Annotated in this window: 14 protein-coding genes; 4 read left to right on the top strand and 10 right to left on the bottom strand. The window is 61.6% G+C overall.

Features of this window, described 5'->3' with window-relative positions:
• Positions 1-2 precede the first annotated feature (2 nt).
• From GX181_06245 to GX181_06220, 6 genes are all read right to left on the bottom strand, one after another.
• Positions 3-1622, bottom strand: a complete 1620-nt coding sequence (locus tag GX181_06245) for a gamma-glutamyltransferase family protein (GenBank protein NLM71540.1) — start codon at positions 1620-1622, stop codon at positions 3-5.
• A gap of 115 nt (positions 1623-1737) precedes the next feature.
• Positions 1738-2823 carry a butyrate kinase gene (buk, locus tag GX181_06240; GenBank protein NLM71539.1) on the bottom strand — a complete coding sequence of 362 codons (1086 nt, stop codon included), beginning with the start codon at positions 2821-2823 and terminating at the stop codon, positions 1738-1740.
• Positions 2824-2834: 11 nt separating this feature from the next.
• Positions 2835-3764, bottom strand: coding sequence for a bifunctional enoyl-CoA hydratase/phosphate acetyltransferase (locus tag GX181_06235; protein ID NLM71538.1), 930 nt, complete (start codon positions 3762-3764; stop codon positions 2835-2837).
• 36 nt (positions 3765-3800) lie between these two features.
• On the bottom strand, positions 3801-4739 hold the full coding sequence (locus GX181_06230) for a bifunctional enoyl-CoA hydratase/phosphate acetyltransferase (protein NLM71537.1): 939 nt from the start codon (positions 4737-4739) through the stop codon (positions 3801-3803).
• The gene (gene buk, locus GX181_06225) at positions 4739-5830 is read right to left on the bottom strand and encodes a butyrate kinase (GenBank protein NLM71536.1); all 1092 of its coding nucleotides are present in this window, start codon (positions 5828-5830) and stop codon (positions 4739-4741) included. Before buk (GX181_06225) ends, GX181_06230 begins: the two co-directional genes overlap by 1 nt.
• A gap of 107 nt (positions 5831-5937) precedes the next feature.
• Positions 5938-8595: an HD domain-containing protein gene (locus tag GX181_06220; protein NLM71535.1), complete on the bottom strand. Its 2658-nt coding sequence runs from the start codon at positions 8593-8595 to the stop codon at positions 5938-5940.
• Positions 8596-8700: 105 nt separating this feature from the next.
• Between GX181_06220 and GX181_06215 the strand changes: the two genes are divergently transcribed.
• The 3 genes from GX181_06215 (at position 8701) to GX181_06205 (ending at position 11239) form a co-directional block, all read left to right on the top strand.
• A complete protein-coding gene (locus GX181_06215) occupies positions 8701-9525 on the top strand; it encodes a class IV aminotransferase (GenBank protein NLM71534.1) in 825 nt (274 codons plus the stop codon).
• Between the two features lie 87 nt (positions 9526-9612).
• Complete coding sequence (locus GX181_06210; GenBank protein ID NLM71533.1) at positions 9613-10272, top strand: bifunctional 2-keto-4-hydroxyglutarate aldolase/2-keto-3-deoxy-6-phosphogluconate aldolase; 660 nt, start codon at positions 9613-9615, stop codon at positions 10270-10272.
• A 37-nt stretch (positions 10273-10309) separates the two neighbouring features.
• Complete coding sequence (locus GX181_06205; GenBank protein NLM71532.1) at positions 10310-11239, top strand: EamA family transporter; 930 nt, start codon at positions 10310-10312, stop codon at positions 11237-11239.
• On the opposite strand, the gene GX181_06200 is transcribed toward GX181_06205, so the two are convergent.
• From GX181_06200 to GX181_06185, 4 genes are all read right to left on the bottom strand, one after another.
• Complete coding sequence (locus GX181_06200; GenBank protein ID NLM71531.1) at positions 11227-11805, bottom strand: hypothetical protein; 579 nt, start codon at positions 11803-11805, stop codon at positions 11227-11229. The two genes, GX181_06205 and GX181_06200, sit on opposite strands and share 13 nt — an antisense overlap.
• Positions 11806-11815: 10 nt before the next feature.
• Positions 11816-12418 carry a hypothetical protein gene (locus GX181_06195; protein ID NLM71530.1) on the bottom strand — a complete coding sequence of 201 codons (603 nt, stop codon included), beginning with the start codon at positions 12416-12418 and terminating at the stop codon, positions 11816-11818.
• A 64-nt stretch (positions 12419-12482) separates the two neighbouring features.
• Positions 12483-13916, bottom strand: a complete 1434-nt coding sequence (cls, locus tag GX181_06190; protein ID NLM71529.1) for a cardiolipin synthase — start codon at positions 13914-13916, stop codon at positions 12483-12485.
• 26 nt (positions 13917-13942) lie between these two features.
• The gene (locus GX181_06185) at positions 13943-14677 is read right to left on the bottom strand and encodes an endonuclease (protein ID NLM71528.1); all 735 of its coding nucleotides are present in this window, start codon (positions 14675-14677) and stop codon (positions 13943-13945) included.
• A gap of 215 nt (positions 14678-14892) precedes the next feature.
• Between GX181_06185 and GX181_06180 the strand changes: the two genes are divergently transcribed.
• Positions 14893-15438, top strand: a 546-nt coding sequence (locus GX181_06180; protein ID NLM71527.1) for a tyrosine phenol-lyase, incomplete at its 3' end; no start/stop codon positions are given.

Genomic DNA, 15438 nt, shown 5'->3' with positions numbered 1-15438 from the left:
CATCACCATGCCGCCGCGCAACCGTCGGTCCTGGACTCGGTCGCGCCCGCCAGGGTTCCGTACGGCGTCCTCCAGATTACCTGCCCTCGTCCGAAGCCGCCCGGCTCCATCTCGTATTTCATGGAGTGTCCCCTCCTCGCCAGGCTGTGCGCAAGGTCTTGGTTGAACGAACATTCGACCGATACGTCGACCCCGCCGGTCCACTGCCATCGCGGCGCGTCCAGGGCCTGCTGGGGGTTCATGGCGAAGTCGAGAGTATTCATGACCACCTGCACGTGACCCTGCGGCTGCATGAAGCCACCCATCACCCCGAAGGGCCCCACCGGCACTCCCTCTTTGGTGAGAAAGCCGGGGATTATCGTGTTGTACGGGCGCTTTCCTGGGGCGAGGACGTTCGGATACCCATCCTCCAGGGAGAAGCAGTGGCCCCTGTTGTTGAGGGCAATGCCCGTCCCCGGAATCACAACGCCAGAGCCGAAGCCCATGTAGTTGCTCTGGATGTAGGAGACCATCGTCCCTTCGGCGTCGGCCGTGCAGAGGTAGACCGTGCCTCCCGGCTTGGGGTCTCCTGCTCTCCAGTCGGCGGCCCTGTCGCCAATATCGGCGCGGCGGGAGTCGGCGTATGCCCGGGAGAGCAGCTCCTTCACCGGCACTTCGGCAAAACGAGGATCCGCTACGTAACGGTGAGCGTCCGCGAAGGCGGCCTTCATCGCCTCTATCTGAAGGTGGACGCAGGCCGGGTCGTCGTGATACGAGAATTCGAAGCCGTCGAGCAGCGACAGGGCTATCAGGGCGGCTATCCCCTGCCCGTTCGGGGGGATCTCCCAGACGTCGTACCCGCGGTACTTCACCCCTATCGGCTCCACCCACTCGGGCGAGAAGGACGCGAGATCCTCCCCGGTGATGTACCCCCCGCTGCTGCGGGCCGCGTCGATGATGCGGGAGGCGATGGCACCCTCGTAAAAGTCCCTCGCCCCGCTTGCGCCGATCCGCTCAAGGGTCGAGGCGTGGGGCTCGGACCTCCAAACCTCTCCCGGTCGGGGCGCTCGTCCGCCATTAGCGAAGGTATCGAACCAGGCGCGGAACTCCTCTCCCTTCTCGGATGAATATCTCTTTATCCCCATCTCCCAGTAGCGGGAGGTCGACACCGACACGGCGTGCCCGCGGCGGGCCAAATCGATGGCGGGAACCAGGTCCGTCTCGAGCGACAGCCTTCCCATCCTGGACGCAAGCTCCGCCCAGGCGGCGGGAGCACCGGGGACCGTCACGGGCGCCCAGCCGAACCTGGGCATTTTCCCCGTGTCCTTCCAGCCGCGCGACTCGGCGACGGACATGGTGATAGCCGCCGGGGACGGGCCGCTGGCGTTGAAGCCGTAGAGTTTGCCCTCCTTCCAGATCAGCGCGAAGGCGTCGCTGCCGATCCCGTTTGCGGTCGGCTCCACGACGGTCAGAGCCGCGGCAGTCGCCACGGCGGCGTCCACGGCGTTTCCTCCCGCTTTCATTATGTCAAGCCCCGCGTTCGCCGCCAGAGGATGAGAGGTGCACACCATCCCCCTGGATGCGTACACCACGCTCCTCCTGGAGGGGTAAGGGTAGTAGTGAGGGTCGTATTTTAAATCCATCGCTATCGCCTCCCGGCTGTTTCATCAAATTCCTGAACAAAGAATACGGAGCGCCGCACCGAAAAGACATGCGACGCTCCTTCGCCTCTTCAATAATCGCTCCCGGCCGCTGCCGCTAGACTCTCTTGTATTTTCTGGACGGCTCGTCCCCGCCCAGGGCCCTGAGGGCGCCTTCTGCGAGGGCCAGCATCTCGTCCTCTCCCGGATAGATCTTAACCTGCGCGACGAACTCCACCCTGGAGCTTATGAGGTCCGTGAAGCGCTCGTTGTAAGCCAACCCCCCGGTGAGCACTATCGCGTCCACCTTTCCCCCCAGGGAGGCGGCGCAGGAACCGATCTCCTTCGCTATCCGATAGGCCATGGCCTCGAACAACATGCGCGCGGTCTCGTCTCCGGAGTCCATCCGGCGGACTACCTCCCTCAGGTCGTTGGTACCGAGGTGGTTCACCAGGCCGCCCTTTCCCGTGAGCATCTTCAGCATCTGCGGGAGCTCGTACTTCCCGCTGAAGGCCATCTTTATCAGACCGCCCGTGGGCAGGCTGCCCGCCCGCTCGGGCGAGAAGGGGCCATCCCCGTCGAGGGCGTTGTTCACATCTATGACCCTGCCCTTCTCGTGGGCGCCCACGGAGATCCCGCCCCCCATGTGGGCGACTACCAGGTTGCACTCGGAGTAGGGCTTGCCCAGTTCGGCGGCTGCCCTCCTGGCCACGGCCTTCTGGTTGAGTGCGTGAAATATGGAGCGGCGCTCGATCTCAGGCAGGCCGGAGAGGCGCGCCACCGGGATCATCTCGTCCACGACCACCGGGTCGACTATGAACGCGCCCGGGTTACGACCCTCGGCCGCCAGCCTCATCGCAAGCGGTGCTCCGAGGTTGCTTGCGTGCTCCCCCCACTTGCAGCTCCGAAGGTCCGAGAGCATCTCCTCGCCGACCTCGTACGTCCCGCTCTCGATCGGCCTCAGCAGGCCGCCCCTGCCGACCACCGCGTCGAGCTCCGATGCCGAGGTTTCGTGCGCGGCGAGGCACTTGCGTATCTCCTCCAGGCGGAACTCCTCCTGCTCCATCACGCCGGAGAAGCGCCCAAGGACATCCGTGTCGTAGCGCTGCGTGTCGCTCCAGAGCTCTTTGGCACCGTCCGGACCGCACTCGTACAGGGCGACCTTGGTGCTGGTGGAGCCGGGGTTCAGCGCAAGGATCTTCATCGTGGATATGCCTACTTGTTGAAGTCGGACAGGACCACCGCAGCGGCGATAGAGAGGAGCTTCGCCCTGTTGGAGTCCGCCCTGCTCGTCAGCACTATCGGCGCGGAGGCGCCGAGGATCAGCCCCGCCGTCTCGTTCTTGGAGAAGTAGACAATCCCCTTCGCGAGCATGTTGCCCGAGTCGATGTCGGGCACTATGAAGATGTCCGCCTTGCCCGCCACGGGGGAGACTATCCCCTTCGTCCTGGCCGACTCCTCGCTGACGGCGTTGTCGAGGGCGAACGGTCCGTCCACTATGCAGTTCTTGATCTGCCCGCGCCTGTTCATCTGGGTGAGGGCCGCCGCGTCCAGGGTCGCGGGCATGTCCGGGTTCACGACCTCGACCGCGGCCAGAACCGCCACCTTGGGCTCGGCAACTCCGAAAGAGCGGGCAAGGTCGACGGTGTTCTGCGTTATATCGGCCTTCGCGGCGAGGTCGGGGTACATGTTGAAGGCCGCGTCGGAGATGAAGAAGATCCTGTCGAAGCCCTCCACGCTGTGGAAGTAGCAGTGGGAGATGGTGTTCCTTCCCCTGCGAAGGCCGCACTCCTTGTTGAGCATGGCGCGGAGGAAGTTGTTGGTGTGGATCTGCCCCTTCATGTAGATGTCCGCCTTCTTCGACGAGACCTGGGTCACTGCGGCGATGCCCATCGCCGGTTCGTCACGCTCGTCTATGAGCTCGTAGTTGGACAGGTCGACCCCGGACTGCTCCGCGGCCGTCTTCATCTTGTCGCCGTTTCCGACCAGGATGGCCTCGGCGAATCCCGCCTTGCGCGCCTCCTCTATCGCGGTAAGAAGCCCCGCGTCCTCCGCCATTGCCACCGAGAGCTTCTTCGGGCCCTTCTCCGCGCCTATCTTGCCTGCGTACTCCAAAAGCTGCGAAAGCGAACGAATCTGTTCCATTAAAACGAGTCCCCCTCTTTTAGGATGTGATATTTATCAACCACGGGCGACCACGGCGCCCAGTGAGATCGAAAGCAGCTTGGTCTCCACGCTGTCGAAGCGGCTGGTGAGGACTATGGGCTTCCTCGCCCCGAGGACGACGCCCGCGCCCTTGCAGCCGGTCATGTAGATCAGCACCTTGCCCACGAAGTTTCCGGACTCTATGTCCGGGACAAGCAGCATGTCGGCGTTGCCCGCCACGGGTGAGGAGATGCCCTTTATCCTGGCCGCCTCCTCGCTCACAGCATTGTCCAGGGCGAGAGGGCCGTCCACGAGGCAGCCCTTTATCTGACCTCTCTCGTTCATCTTGGCGAGCGCCGCCGCATCCATCGTGGCCTTCATGTCCGGGTTGACCGCCTCTACCGCCGCCAGCGCGGCTATCTTCGGCTGAGGGACGCCTATCCTGTGGAAGCAGGCGACCGAGTTCTCGATTATCTTCACCTTGGCGTCGAGGTCCGGGTAGGTGTTCATGCCTCCGTCGGAGATTCCGACGACCTTGCCCCCGAGGGCCCCTATCTCGAACAGGAAGAGGTGCGACAGGAGGGACCCGGTCCTCAGGCCCCACTCCTTGTTAAGCACGGCCTTTAGAAGGGCCGACGTCTTGACCAGCCCCTTCATGAGGAAGTCCGCGTCGCCGGAGGAGACCATCTGCACGCTTCTGGCTATCGCCCTGTCGTCGTCGGACTCGTCGATTATGGTGACGCCGGTCGTGTCGCAGCCGTCCTTCTCCGCTGTCGCCCGGATGCGTGCCTCGTCGCCGATCAGGATGGTCTTCACGACCCCCTCCCTCTGCGCCCTGCACGCGGCGCCCAATGCGTCATCGCCGTACGGGCAGGCCAGCGCCAGCGTCATCGGACGCCCCTTCCTGCTCTCCTCGATCAGAAAATCGATCCCCTCCCCCGCACGGCGGGAGAGCGACTTGCCATCTGCCGTCATCAGCGATCTCCTCCTGTTGCGTAGTCGGAATAAATCTTCTCCTTCTCCTCGTCCCTCAGAACACGGAAGGCACCCTCGGCCAGAGCGGGCATCTCGTCCTCGCCCGGGTAGGTCAGCACGGGCGCAATCCACTGAACCCGCTTCTGTACAAGTGTCACAAAATCCCCGTCGTAGGCGACGCCGCCGGTGAGCAGGATCGCGTCCACTTTGCCGGAAAGGGCCACTGCCATGGCACCTATGTCGCGGGCCACCCAGTAGGCCATGCCCTCGTAGGCCAGTTTCGCCACCCTGTCGCCCTTCGCCGCCATTTCCTTGACCTCGCGGACATCGCTGGTGCCCGTGTAGGCGACGAGGCCTCCCCCGCCGACCACCCTCCTGAGCATCTCCTTCTCGGTGAGTCCGCTCTCCAGGCAGCGGCGTATCAGGTCCCCGGCTGGAAGCCCCCCGCTCCTCTCGGGAGAGAAGGGGCCGAAGTCGTTGGCGTTGTTGAGGTCGGTCATGCGCCCCTTCTCGTGGGTGCAGACCGTGATGCCGCCTCCTACGTGCGCGACGACGAAGTTGAGCTCGTCCCACATTTTTCCCAGGTCCGCGGCGGCTCGGCGTACCGTGGCCTTCACGTTGAGAGTATGACTCAGCGACACCTTGGGCAGCTCCTTCAAGCCGGTCAGCTTGGCCATGGGGATCATCTCGTCGACCGCGACGGGGTCGACGATGAACGCTGGGATTTTCCTCGGGCGGCAGATCGCGTCCGCCAGGATCCCGCCAAGGTTGGAGGCATGCTCCCAGGGCTTGCCCATCCTAAGGCGAGCGAGCAGCGAGTCGTCGACCAGGTATGTGCCTCCCGGAACCGGTTCGACAAGGCCTCCCCTGCCGGCGACGGCGGAGAGATCGTCGAAAGAGGCGCCCTTTGACGCCGTCGCCTCCGCTATCGTGTCGAGCCTAAACTGAAACTGGTCCGCCACCGAGGGAAAATGCGACAGCCCCTCGGGATCGTGTCTGACCGTCTCTCTCCACTCCTCATGGCCGTCGGTGAACCATGCGATCTTGGTGCTCGTCGAGCCGGGATTGATTGCGAGCACGTGCAACGACATACGAACCCTCTCCTTTCGCATCAGCCGCTTCGGTGTGTCACTGTTTTCAGATTCAACACCTATTGACAGAACTCATTATACATTACGTGCGCAAAACGCACAAAGGGTCAGGGAAGGGCCAGCTCGTAGTTTTTCTCGTCGAAGAGGAACCCGTCCTCCATCACCGCGAGGCACAGCTCGACGGCGAGCGGGTCGAACAGTTTGCCGCTTCCGGAGCGTACCTCGTCCAACGCCGCCTCGATTCCAAGCCCGGGGCGATAGGGCCTGTGAGAGGTCATCGCCTCCACGACGTCCGCGACTGCGATCAGGCGCGCCTCCGCCATGATGTCGGAGCCCTTCAGCCTATTGGGGTAGCCGGAGCCGTCGAGCCGTTCGTGATGCTGGAACACGATCTCCGCCAGGGGCCAGGGAAACTCCGCCGATGAGAGTATTTCCCATCCGTGAAACGCGTGCTCTTTTATTATGGCGAACTCCACGTCGTTGAGTCGCCCCGGCTTTGAGAGGATCGACGACGGGACGACGATCTTTCCGAGGTCGTGCACAAGGCCGGCGTAGTAGACCTTCTCGACGAAATCCTCGTCGAATCCCCCGCGAATAGCCATCGCACGAGCGAGCCTGGCCACCTCGAATTGGTGCCCTACCGTGTAGGGGTCCTTCATAGCCAGGGTTCGCCCGAGGATCTCGACCATCCCGTGGGACGTACCCTCGAGGATCCTCGCGTTCTCCGTCGCCGATGCGCGCCGCCTCTCCTGCTGGATGACGCTTCCCATAAGATCGCAAAAGACCGTGAGTGCGGAGTCGATCGAGGAGGGCAGCGAGTCCTGCAGCATGCGCAGCCCTACCCACCCCCGGGCGGATTCGCCGGAGAAGACCGGCATGATCAGGAGAGGGCTCCCGAAACGACGGAGCAGCTCCCTCGCGCGGGCGGCGTTTTCAAGGGGCAGCTCCCTTCTAGCGTCCAAGAGAAGGCGTCCTTTCTCCTCCAGGCGTCGGTTGATCTCGTCTACCCCCTCTGTGGAGAGGATGTCGGACACATGCGGAGACGAACTCCAGGAGGCCTTGTCCTCGTAGAAGAGCGCCTCTCGCTCTATCATGCCGGAGGGGTCAAACTCGACGAAGAACCCATTGTCCGCTCCTGCTAGAATTGCCATCTCCTCTAGGGTCCGGGGGATCCCTCCGAAGGAGCTGCCGGACAGCAGAGTACGGGATGCAGCCGCTACGGCGGACTCCGAGATTATGTGGTGCTCCATCGCCTGTTCGTCCCTGACTCGTCCTGAGATGTCGGTGTATATCGCGTAACCATAGGCACCGCCGTCGGGCCAGGGGAACAACGACCCCTGGATGCTTACTTCGACGCGTTTTCCATGCTTGCCGGTGCGGACGCTCTCCTCGTGGACGGCCTCGCCCCGTTTCAGCCTGTTCGTCACCTCTACGGCCTCGGGCCTGATGCCGGAGTTCGCCGCGACCAAGTCGTCCACGTCCCTTCCGATAGACTCTTCCCTGGAGTAGCCGAACAGCCTGGTGAACGCTTTGTTTACGTTGTGGACCACGTTCTTGTCGTCGATCACTACGAACGCCTCGGGGGCGTTGCCGAACAGCCCTTCCCACATGGATTTCCGAAGGGTCAGAGACCGGGCGGCCCTCCTCCGGCGGCGCTCGTTGAAGAGCAGCAGGGAGATGTACAGAACGCATGCCGCTATCACGGCCGCGTTGACGAGGACAAGCCGCCAATTCAGCACAAACGAGGGAGGAGGCTCGTGAACCACTATCGCTCCCTCGGGAAGAGCGCTCGCCGACAGTCCAAAACGGAAGAGCTCGTCGTGGTTGAGCACGGAGATGAAATCCCTGTCTGTCAGCGCGGGGATGTCCGCGGGCGGCTCGCCGTGGAGAAGCCTCAGCCCGATCTGGCCGGCTTTCTCGCCGTGCATACCCGCCCGAAGAACGCTTCCCCCCAGGGCGCCCTCGTCTGGAAAAATGCTCCAGAGGCTGAACAGCGGGTAGGAACACGAGTCCCTCACGATGGCGGAGCTCTGGCGGGGGGAGAAGTAGTTGCCCCTGCCGTCCCCGAAATACACGAGCATGAGGATGACGGTCGCGGGGGGAAGGGCCGAGAGGCTGTCCTGAAGCTGCGATTTCGTGAGGCCGAACAGATCGATTATGTTCAAGTTATCCCTCAGGCCGAAGAGCTCCCTTCTCGCGCGGCTCACCACGCCCATCCCGGCGTCGGACATGTCGCTCACGAGCGCCAGGTTTTGTGTGCGCGGGAAGAGCTTGAGGGCCAGCTCAGCCGTCCCGCGAATATCCAGACCCTCGAAAATTCCAGTCATCATGGGGCTGGCCCGAGGGTCGTACATATCGTCCACCATCACCCCGCAAAAGACCGCCGGCACATCGGGGAAGAACCTCGGCTGGATGCTTTTGACGAAACTCAGCGCCTCGTCGCCGGTGCAAACTATCAGGTCCAGCTGCCTGCCCGAATATTTCCTGATGACGTAGTCGCGGAAGGCCTTTATGGACTCGGCCGAGCTGTCGTGCTTGGAATCCAAGAACTCCATCTGCAAGTCGAGCTCGGCGCCCTCGGACAGGAGAGTCTGCCTGATCCCTTCGATGGTCTCCGCCGTCCACGAGTCGGTGGAGTGATAGGAATTTATCATCATCACCCGGTAACCGCTGTTCTTTGCCAGCGCTCCACCGCACGTGAAAAGCAGGAGGAGCAACGAAATTGCAACCCGGCCGGCCGGGCGCAGTAGAGTCGACTTGGGCATAATTGGTCTCCCTTACGAGTATTTCGCGGACAAAAGCCGTGCATTTTATCTATAATACCCTTATACTGCAAAGGTTCCAAGACCGAATTTTCGAGGTGAGACTTTATGTCATTGTGCTATATGGACGGCGAGTTCATGCCGAAGGAGAGGGCGACACTCCCCGTCACCGATTACATCATACTGCGCGGGGTCGGAGTCTTCGAGTCGATCAGTACCTTTAGAAGGCGTCCACTGATGCTGACCCCTCACCTGGAGCGCCTGGCAAACTCGTCCGACAGCGCCTCCATGACGCTTCCCCTCTCCATCGAGGAGATAAAAGAGGTCATACGAGAGGGGATATCGAGGATGACAGAGGATTGCCTGGTCCGACCCTACATCACCGGAGGGGACATCTCCATATCCGGGACTTTCCCGGCGGCGCGGCTCTTCATACTGTTCGAGAAGGTCCAGAAGCCGGCGCCGGAGGTATACTCCAACGGAGTGCTGCTCTGCCCCGTGGACGGAGGGCGCCACATACCGGGCATCAAGAGCATCGACTACATGTTATCCTACTCCGGCTTCGCCAAGCACGAGGACGCGTTCGAGGTACTCTACTGCCCCGACGGGGAGATAACGGAGGCCGCACACAGCTCGTTTTTCCTTTACTCCGGGGGCAAGCTGATCACCGCTCCTCTCTCCCGCGTCCTCAAGGGAACCATGAGGGCTATTATTCTGCAGCTCGCCTCGGAAAAGGGGATGGAGATCGAGGAGAGGTGCCCTCTCCTCTCCGAGTTGACAGACGCCGATGAGGCCTTCATCACCGGCTCGGTGAAGGAAGTGGTCCCCGTGGTCAGGATCGGCGACCAGGTCATTGGGAACGGAAAACCGGGATCGGTTACAAAGATGTTGCACCGAACGATGCTGGAGGAGATTGTGCGCTGGCTCGAATGAGAAACCTCCTTTGACGCCGCCGTCTCCATCGGAGGGAACGGCCTTCTGCCATCATTTCAGGAAGATCATGCCGGGAGGATGCGGAAAATGAACGTTCAAAAGCATGAAGTGCTCCAGCGACTGTCCGACCTCGGAGTGGTCGGGATAATAAGCGCCAGGGACATGGACGACGGGGTGTCCACAGCCGAGGCCGTCTTCGAGGGAGGAATCGACGTGCTCGAGTTTTCGACCTCGTGCCCGTATGTCTTCGAGATCATGTACGAGGTGGTCGAGCGAGGACGATGCAAGGGATTGACCCTGGGCGCAGGGGCGGTTTCCGATGCCTCCACCGCGAGACGGTGCATCGACGCGGGGGTAGACTTTATCGGCTCGTTCTTCTTCGACGAGGACGTCGCGAGGATGTGCAACAGCTTCGGCACGGCCTACATACCAGGAGTCGGCACAATATCGGAGATAGCAAAGGCCATGGAATGGGGCGTGGATCTGACGAGGGCCTTTCCGGGAGACGTTCTGGGCCCCAAGTTCATCAGGGCCGCCCGCACCGCCCTGCCGAAAGCCAGGGTCATGCCCCTGGGCGGGGTCGCACCGGTCAACTTGGATGACTGGTTCCAAGCGGGCGCCTTCGCCGTGGGGGGAGGAGCGGGACTCCTCAAGCCGGCGGGAGTCGAGGGCGACTACCAGGCCATCGCGAAGACCGCAGAGCACGTGGTCACTCAGATAGCCCTTATTCGAGCATGCCTGGAATAGTCGGCTCATTACTTCATTTCAGAAGGGATTGAACAGTATGTCCATGCACTGGGCGGGCGTCATGGCCGCGTTGGTAACCGGCGTCTCTTGGGGAGTGGTGAGCCCCGTCGGTCGGATACTCGCCCTCAGGGGCGTAGATATGACCACCACCGTAGTTCTGCGTGCATTTTTCGTGGCGATTTTCATGCTCCTGTGGATTCTCCTGACGGATCGCAGGGCACTCCGGCTGACGCCCAAGGAGGGCATCTCGCTGGCGATCTACTCCATCTTCGCCATCCCAATGACCGGCGCCTGCTTCATGTACTCCCTGGAGTACCTCACGGTTCCGCAGGCTTTGATAATCCACTACACCTTCCCGCTCGTGACCCTGTTGGGCGACCTGTGGATCACGAAGGAGCGCCCGACACCGCTCCAGTACGTGGCGGCGGCGCTGGTGATCGCGGGCGTATGGACGGGGGTTTTCTCGAAGGGCGAGCCGGGGGAGAGCTTCTCGCTTCCCGGCATACTCTGGGGAGCGATGGCGGTGGTCGGGCTTTCAGGGCAGTTCATCGCCGGACGGGTGATGATCTCGCGCGAGAAAATGCCGGCCGCGAAGCTGCTTTTTTACTCCCACCTACTCGGTTGGCTGATAATGGCGACGATAAAACACCTCTCGGCCGGATGGGGCGACATCCCCGCCCTGGGGGCTCACGACCTGGGGATGATACTGATCATAACCTTCTTCGGGAGCATCCTGGCCTACGGCGCCTACTGCGTGTCGCTGAAGTACATCTCTGCGGCGACGTCAAGCCACATCTGCACGATAGAGATACCCACGGGCATCATCCTGGCGGCGCTTATGAGCAACGAGATGCCCACCGCACGAGAGGTGACGGGAAGCCTCATGATCGTAGCGGCGATACTGCTCGCCTCCATGCCGAAGGGCTCGCTTCGAGGACAACGAGAGGATGACGGTCAGTCCATGTAGGCGATGCGCTTGTTCTTCTCCTCGATGAAGCGCTCCCTGAACATGTGCTCAACTATCAGATCCGTGTCCTCCTTCGACACCTGGCTCGAAAAAAGAGTCTCGATGCTGGAGGAGAGCGTCTTCCTGGTCTTGGGGCGTCGGATCTTGTCCTGCTTCTTCAGTATCTCGATCGCCTTGGCGTACTTCTGCGCGAGCTCGGGCGCCAGGACCGCCTTCTCCTTTATCTCCTCCGGCGTGATGATCCGCTTGACTTTCTGTCCAAACCTGGCGACGTGCTTCACCAGCGGGTCGTACCCGGCGTCCTTCGATAGGATGTAGTGAGTGGCGCCGCTGTAGACGTTGTACTTGGCCAGGTAGTAGGCTATGTGGAAGTCCAGTGCGTTCCTGCCCGAGCCGCTTATTGTGATCCACTCGACGCGCTCCCCAAGCGGCTGCATCTTGACTATAGTCTCGGTGGGCAGCTTCTTCTGGTTCTGCCCTATGAAGATCAGAAACTTGGTCTCCTCCACGTCCTCGATATTGACCCCCGGCATGTTCTCGTAGTCGATGTAGACTATCTTCTTCATGTCCGCCCCCTTACCCCTGGAAGAACGTCTCGCCGGGAACAAGGTCGAAGGTCACCCTGCCGACCGCCCCGGAGCCGCTTGTTATCGCGATAGGCAGTTTTTTGTAGGTCGCGGTCGGCATGTTCAGCATAATGCGCCCGGCCTCCCTGTCGAAATGGTAGGAGTCCTTGCCGCCGAGCGGGGTGAAGTGCATCTCCCGCGGCAGGTGAAACGCGGACCAGTTGACCGGCGCAACCTGGGCCAGCAGGTTGATGCAAAAGTCGACTATCTCCAGGATCCCCTCGTACACCATGCAGACGTTGAGAAAGACGTTCACCGGGTAGTCGAGGTAGCGGTGATGTCGTCCAAGGACCCTGACCTTCCTGCCCGCCAGCAGGTACTCCGCGGTGTAGTCCGGGTCGCACGGCTTCATTCCCTGTTTTTCAAGGACGTCGAAGTCCCATAGCACATCCACCCCCATCACGGAGCCGCAGAACCTCGGGTGCCCGCTCAGCTCCTTCACGTAAGGCAGCCGCCCCGCCATTGCCGCGACCGGCGATCCCCCTCTGGCCTCGACAGGGTGAAAGACATCCTGGACTCTCTCAAGCAACATCGGCATCATGCCGGTTTGCATCTTGAACACCTCCATAGGCGTCGGGTGGAAAAAAGAAACATTGAAACAGCCCCCTGCGCCCGACCTACAGCAGGGGGCTGAACAGCTTTGTTATTCCGTGTATGACTCGCACGACCGTCGGGCGCTCGCCCCACTCCTCCCGTGTCAGTCGGCGCGAAGAGGCGATATATGCATGCTGCGCCTTCCTCACGGCCTCCGTCTCCCCCCTACCGTACAGCACAAGGTTGAGCTCGAAGTTCAGCGCGAAGGAGCGGATGTCGAAGTTGCTCGTCCCGAGGAAGGCCAGGTCGTGGTCGACGGTCATCGTCTTGGAGTGCAGGATCCCCTCGGAGAAGAGATAGATCTCCACCCCCGAGTCGAGCAGCGCGCCGTAGTACGCCTTCGCCGCGTTGCCGACGAGGAACTGGTCGCTCTTCTCCGGGATCACCAGCTGTACCCGGACGCCGCCGAGGACCGCCGTCTCCAGCGCGTGCAGCAGCTCGTCGTCCGGTATCAGGTAGGGGGTGGTTATCACGACCCACTTCCTTGCGCCGTGAAGCGCGGAGACGACAAGCCTCTGGTAGTTCTGCCACGGGTAGGAGGGACCGCTGGGCACCGTCTGGACCACCGCGTCACCCGTCAGCTCCGGGACGGGGAAGGCCTCCGAGGTCTCGAGCAGCTCCCCCGTCTCCACGAACCAGTCCTCGAGGAAGACCCCCTGGAGCTGAAGCACGACCGGCCCCCTGAGACACAGGGTCAGGTCCTTCCACTCGAGCCCTCCCGCCTTTCCGCCGTAGGACGGCTCTATCACGTTGTGAGAGCCGGTGTAGCCGACGCAGCCGTCTATGACCGCGATCTTGCGGTGGTTGCGAAGGTCGTAGCGGGCGGTGGTCGGAGTCCTGCGAAAGAGCTTGGGGGGCAGGGCCTTCTCTACCCGCACGCCTCTCTCCCTCAGGGCCTTCGCGTCGCGTTTGAGGAAGGACTTGGCACCCAGGGCATCCACCAGCACACGGCACTTGACCCCTCTCGCGACGGCCGCCTCGATGGAGCGGAAGAGGGGCTCGGTCATCCGGTCTCGCGCGAATATGTAGAAGAGCAGGTGAACCGTCTCCTTCGCCCCGTCGATGTCGGCGGACAGGGATCGGATGAACTCCTTCTCGTCCTCGATCAGCAGGAACTCGTTGCCCCTGGTGACGCACATGTCGCCGAGCTTCCTGCCCAGCGCCCCGAACCGTACCAGGTCCTCCGGCAGCCAGTGGGCCTCGTCGTCGAACAGGCATCGGAAGGATCTCCTGCCCTCCTCGAGGCCGAGAAGCATCTTCTCGTGCCGCTCCGTCCTCTTCTCCGGCAGAGTGGCGGAGCCGAAGAACGAGTAGAGCAGAAAACCGGGCCACGGCCAGAAGTACACGGCCAGCAGCCACGCCGTGGCCGCGGACGGAGTGTGCTTCTGGGGTATGTAGCAGAGCATCACCAGGCGAATCACGATGGAGGAGATGTCGTAGGCCGTGTAAAGAAGCATCAGAGCCGTCACCCCTTTTCCCCCTCTCAGGCTACGATAAAGTCGTAAACGAGCGGAAGATGATCCGACAGGCGCACGTACGGCACGTCGAACGCCTTCATCCTTATTCTCGGGTCGTACAGGACGAAGTCAAGCGCCAGCGTCGGGACGCTGCTTGGGAAGGTCGGCCTGTTGGTGTAATTCGCGTTTTTAAAGCCCGTCATCTGGAAAAATGGACGAAGCTCGCTCTCTCCACGGTACGTGTTGCAGTCCCCGGCGAAGATCACGGGTTTTTTTGAATCGATGCAGCGTGCGGCTATTTCCTCCAGCTGAACCTTGCGGGCCGTGTACCCCAGCGGGAGGTGCGCCAGGAAGAGAGCGAAATCCTCGAACTCCACCTCCAGCAGGGTTTTCTTTACGCCCTTGCTCAGCATGTGCTCACTCTTGTTCACCACTGGCAGCTTCGTTACCACCGCGTTGCCCTGCGACTTAAGCAGGGGCACCCTCGATACTATCGAGCCTGAGTCGTACTTGCAGGCAAAGACCGATTCCCCCCCGATAAGAGACGCCAACGAGTCCGCCTGGCTGCGGCCGTTCTGCCTGTAGGAGCCCTCGTCGACCTCCACCAGGCCGACAAGGTCGGGGTTCAGGTTCGACAGGTACTCCGATATTTGGAAATAACGTTCCTCAGTCCTTCTAAGGCAGCCAGAGTAGGGAAAGGGGAAGTGATAGCCCACGCCGGACCCGGTCCCGTACCTGATATTGTAAAGCACTAATCTCATTCGGACCTCCTGAGACTCCAAAAATATCGCTCATTATACACCAAACACGGCATTTTTCCGCTAATTATGACGTCGTCCGAGGGCAGGCCGCAGGGAATCCCCTAATAATTATTTCGCATTTCTTTTGAGGATTATTTTGCATTCTTGCACTGGAAAGTGTAAAATCATGGTCAAGGTATTCGCTTCATCTTCAAATCAAAAGGAGGAGCGTTCTCATGGCAGGAAGCATCCGCGGCACAAGAGTTTCGAAGGTCCCACCGGAGCCCTTCCGCATCAAGATGGTGGAGCCAGTCAGCATCCCTGACAGGGAGGAGCGAGAGAGGGCCCTGGAGAGGGCTAGGTACAACATGTTCGGCCTCAGGGGCGCCGACGTCTACATCGATCTTCTCACCGATTCGGGGACGGGGGCGATGAGCAAGCAGCAGTGGGCGGCCATGATGATGGGCGACGAGGCTTATGCGGGAGCGGACAGCTACTACAACCTCAAGAAGGCCGTCAAGGAGGTCCTCGGCTTCGACTTCACGATTCCCGTGCACCAGGGTCGCGCCGCGGAGAACGTCGTCTTCGGCTCGCTGGTGAAGGAGGGGGACGTGATACCGTTCAACATGCCCTTCGACACCACCCGCGGTCACATCTTCAACGTGAATGCGTCCTCGGTGGACTGCGTGATAGACGAGGCGTTCGACCGCACGAACCAGCACCCCTTCAAGGGCAACGTGGACATAGCCAAGCTCGAGAAAGCCATAGCCGAGCACGGCAAG

The sequence above is a fragment of the Synergistaceae bacterium genome, assembly GCA_012521675.1.
Lineage (GTDB): Bacteria > Synergistota > Synergistia > Synergistales > Aminobacteriaceae > JAAYLU01.
This window is presented reverse-complemented; position numbering and strand designations above follow the sequence as displayed.

What these genes read in the sequence shown, in the direction of transcription:
- GX181_06230 (NLM71537.1), bottom strand. Translation starts at nt 4,739, where the DNA reads ATGACGGCAGATGGCAAGTCGCTCTCCCGCCGTGCGGGGGAGGGGATC.
- GX181_06210 (NLM71533.1), top strand. Translation starts at nt 9,613, where the DNA reads ATGAACGTTCAAAAGCATGAAGTGCTCCAGCGACTGTCCGACCTCGGA.
- buk (NLM71539.1), bottom strand. Translation starts at nt 2,823, where the DNA reads ATGAAGATCCTTGCGCTGAACCCCGGCTCCACCAGCACCAAGGTCGCC.
- GX181_06195 (NLM71530.1), bottom strand. Translation starts at nt 12,418, where the DNA reads ATGCAAACCGGCATGATGCCGATGTTGCTTGAGAGAGTCCAGGATGTC.
- GX181_06215 (NLM71534.1), top strand. Translation starts at nt 8,701, where the DNA reads ATGTCATTGTGCTATATGGACGGCGAGTTCATGCCGAAGGAGAGGGCG.
- GX181_06235 (NLM71538.1), bottom strand. Translation starts at nt 3,764, where the DNA reads ATGGAACAGATTCGTTCGCTTTCGCAGCTTTTGGAGTACGCAGGCAAG.
- GX181_06185 (NLM71528.1), bottom strand. Translation starts at nt 14,677, where the DNA reads ATGAGATTAGTGCTTTACAATATCAGGTACGGGACCGGGTCCGGCGTG.
- GX181_06245 (NLM71540.1), bottom strand. Translation starts at nt 1,622, where the DNA reads ATGGATTTAAAATACGACCCTCACTACTACCCTTACCCCTCCAGGAGG.
- GX181_06200 (NLM71531.1), bottom strand. Translation starts at nt 11,805, where the DNA reads ATGAAGAAGATAGTCTACATCGACTACGAGAACATGCCGGGGGTCAAT.
- buk (NLM71536.1), bottom strand. Translation starts at nt 5,830, where the DNA reads ATGTCGTTGCACGTGCTCGCAATCAATCCCGGCTCGACGAGCACCAAG.
- cls (NLM71529.1), bottom strand. Translation starts at nt 13,916, where the DNA reads ATGCTTCTTTACACGGCCTACGACATCTCCTCCATCGTGATTCGCCTG.
- GX181_06220 (NLM71535.1), bottom strand. Translation starts at nt 8,595, where the DNA reads ATGCCCAAGTCGACTCTACTGCGCCCGGCCGGCCGGGTTGCAATTTCG.
- GX181_06205 (NLM71532.1), top strand. Translation starts at nt 10,310, where the DNA reads ATGTCCATGCACTGGGCGGGCGTCATGGCCGCGTTGGTAACCGGCGTC.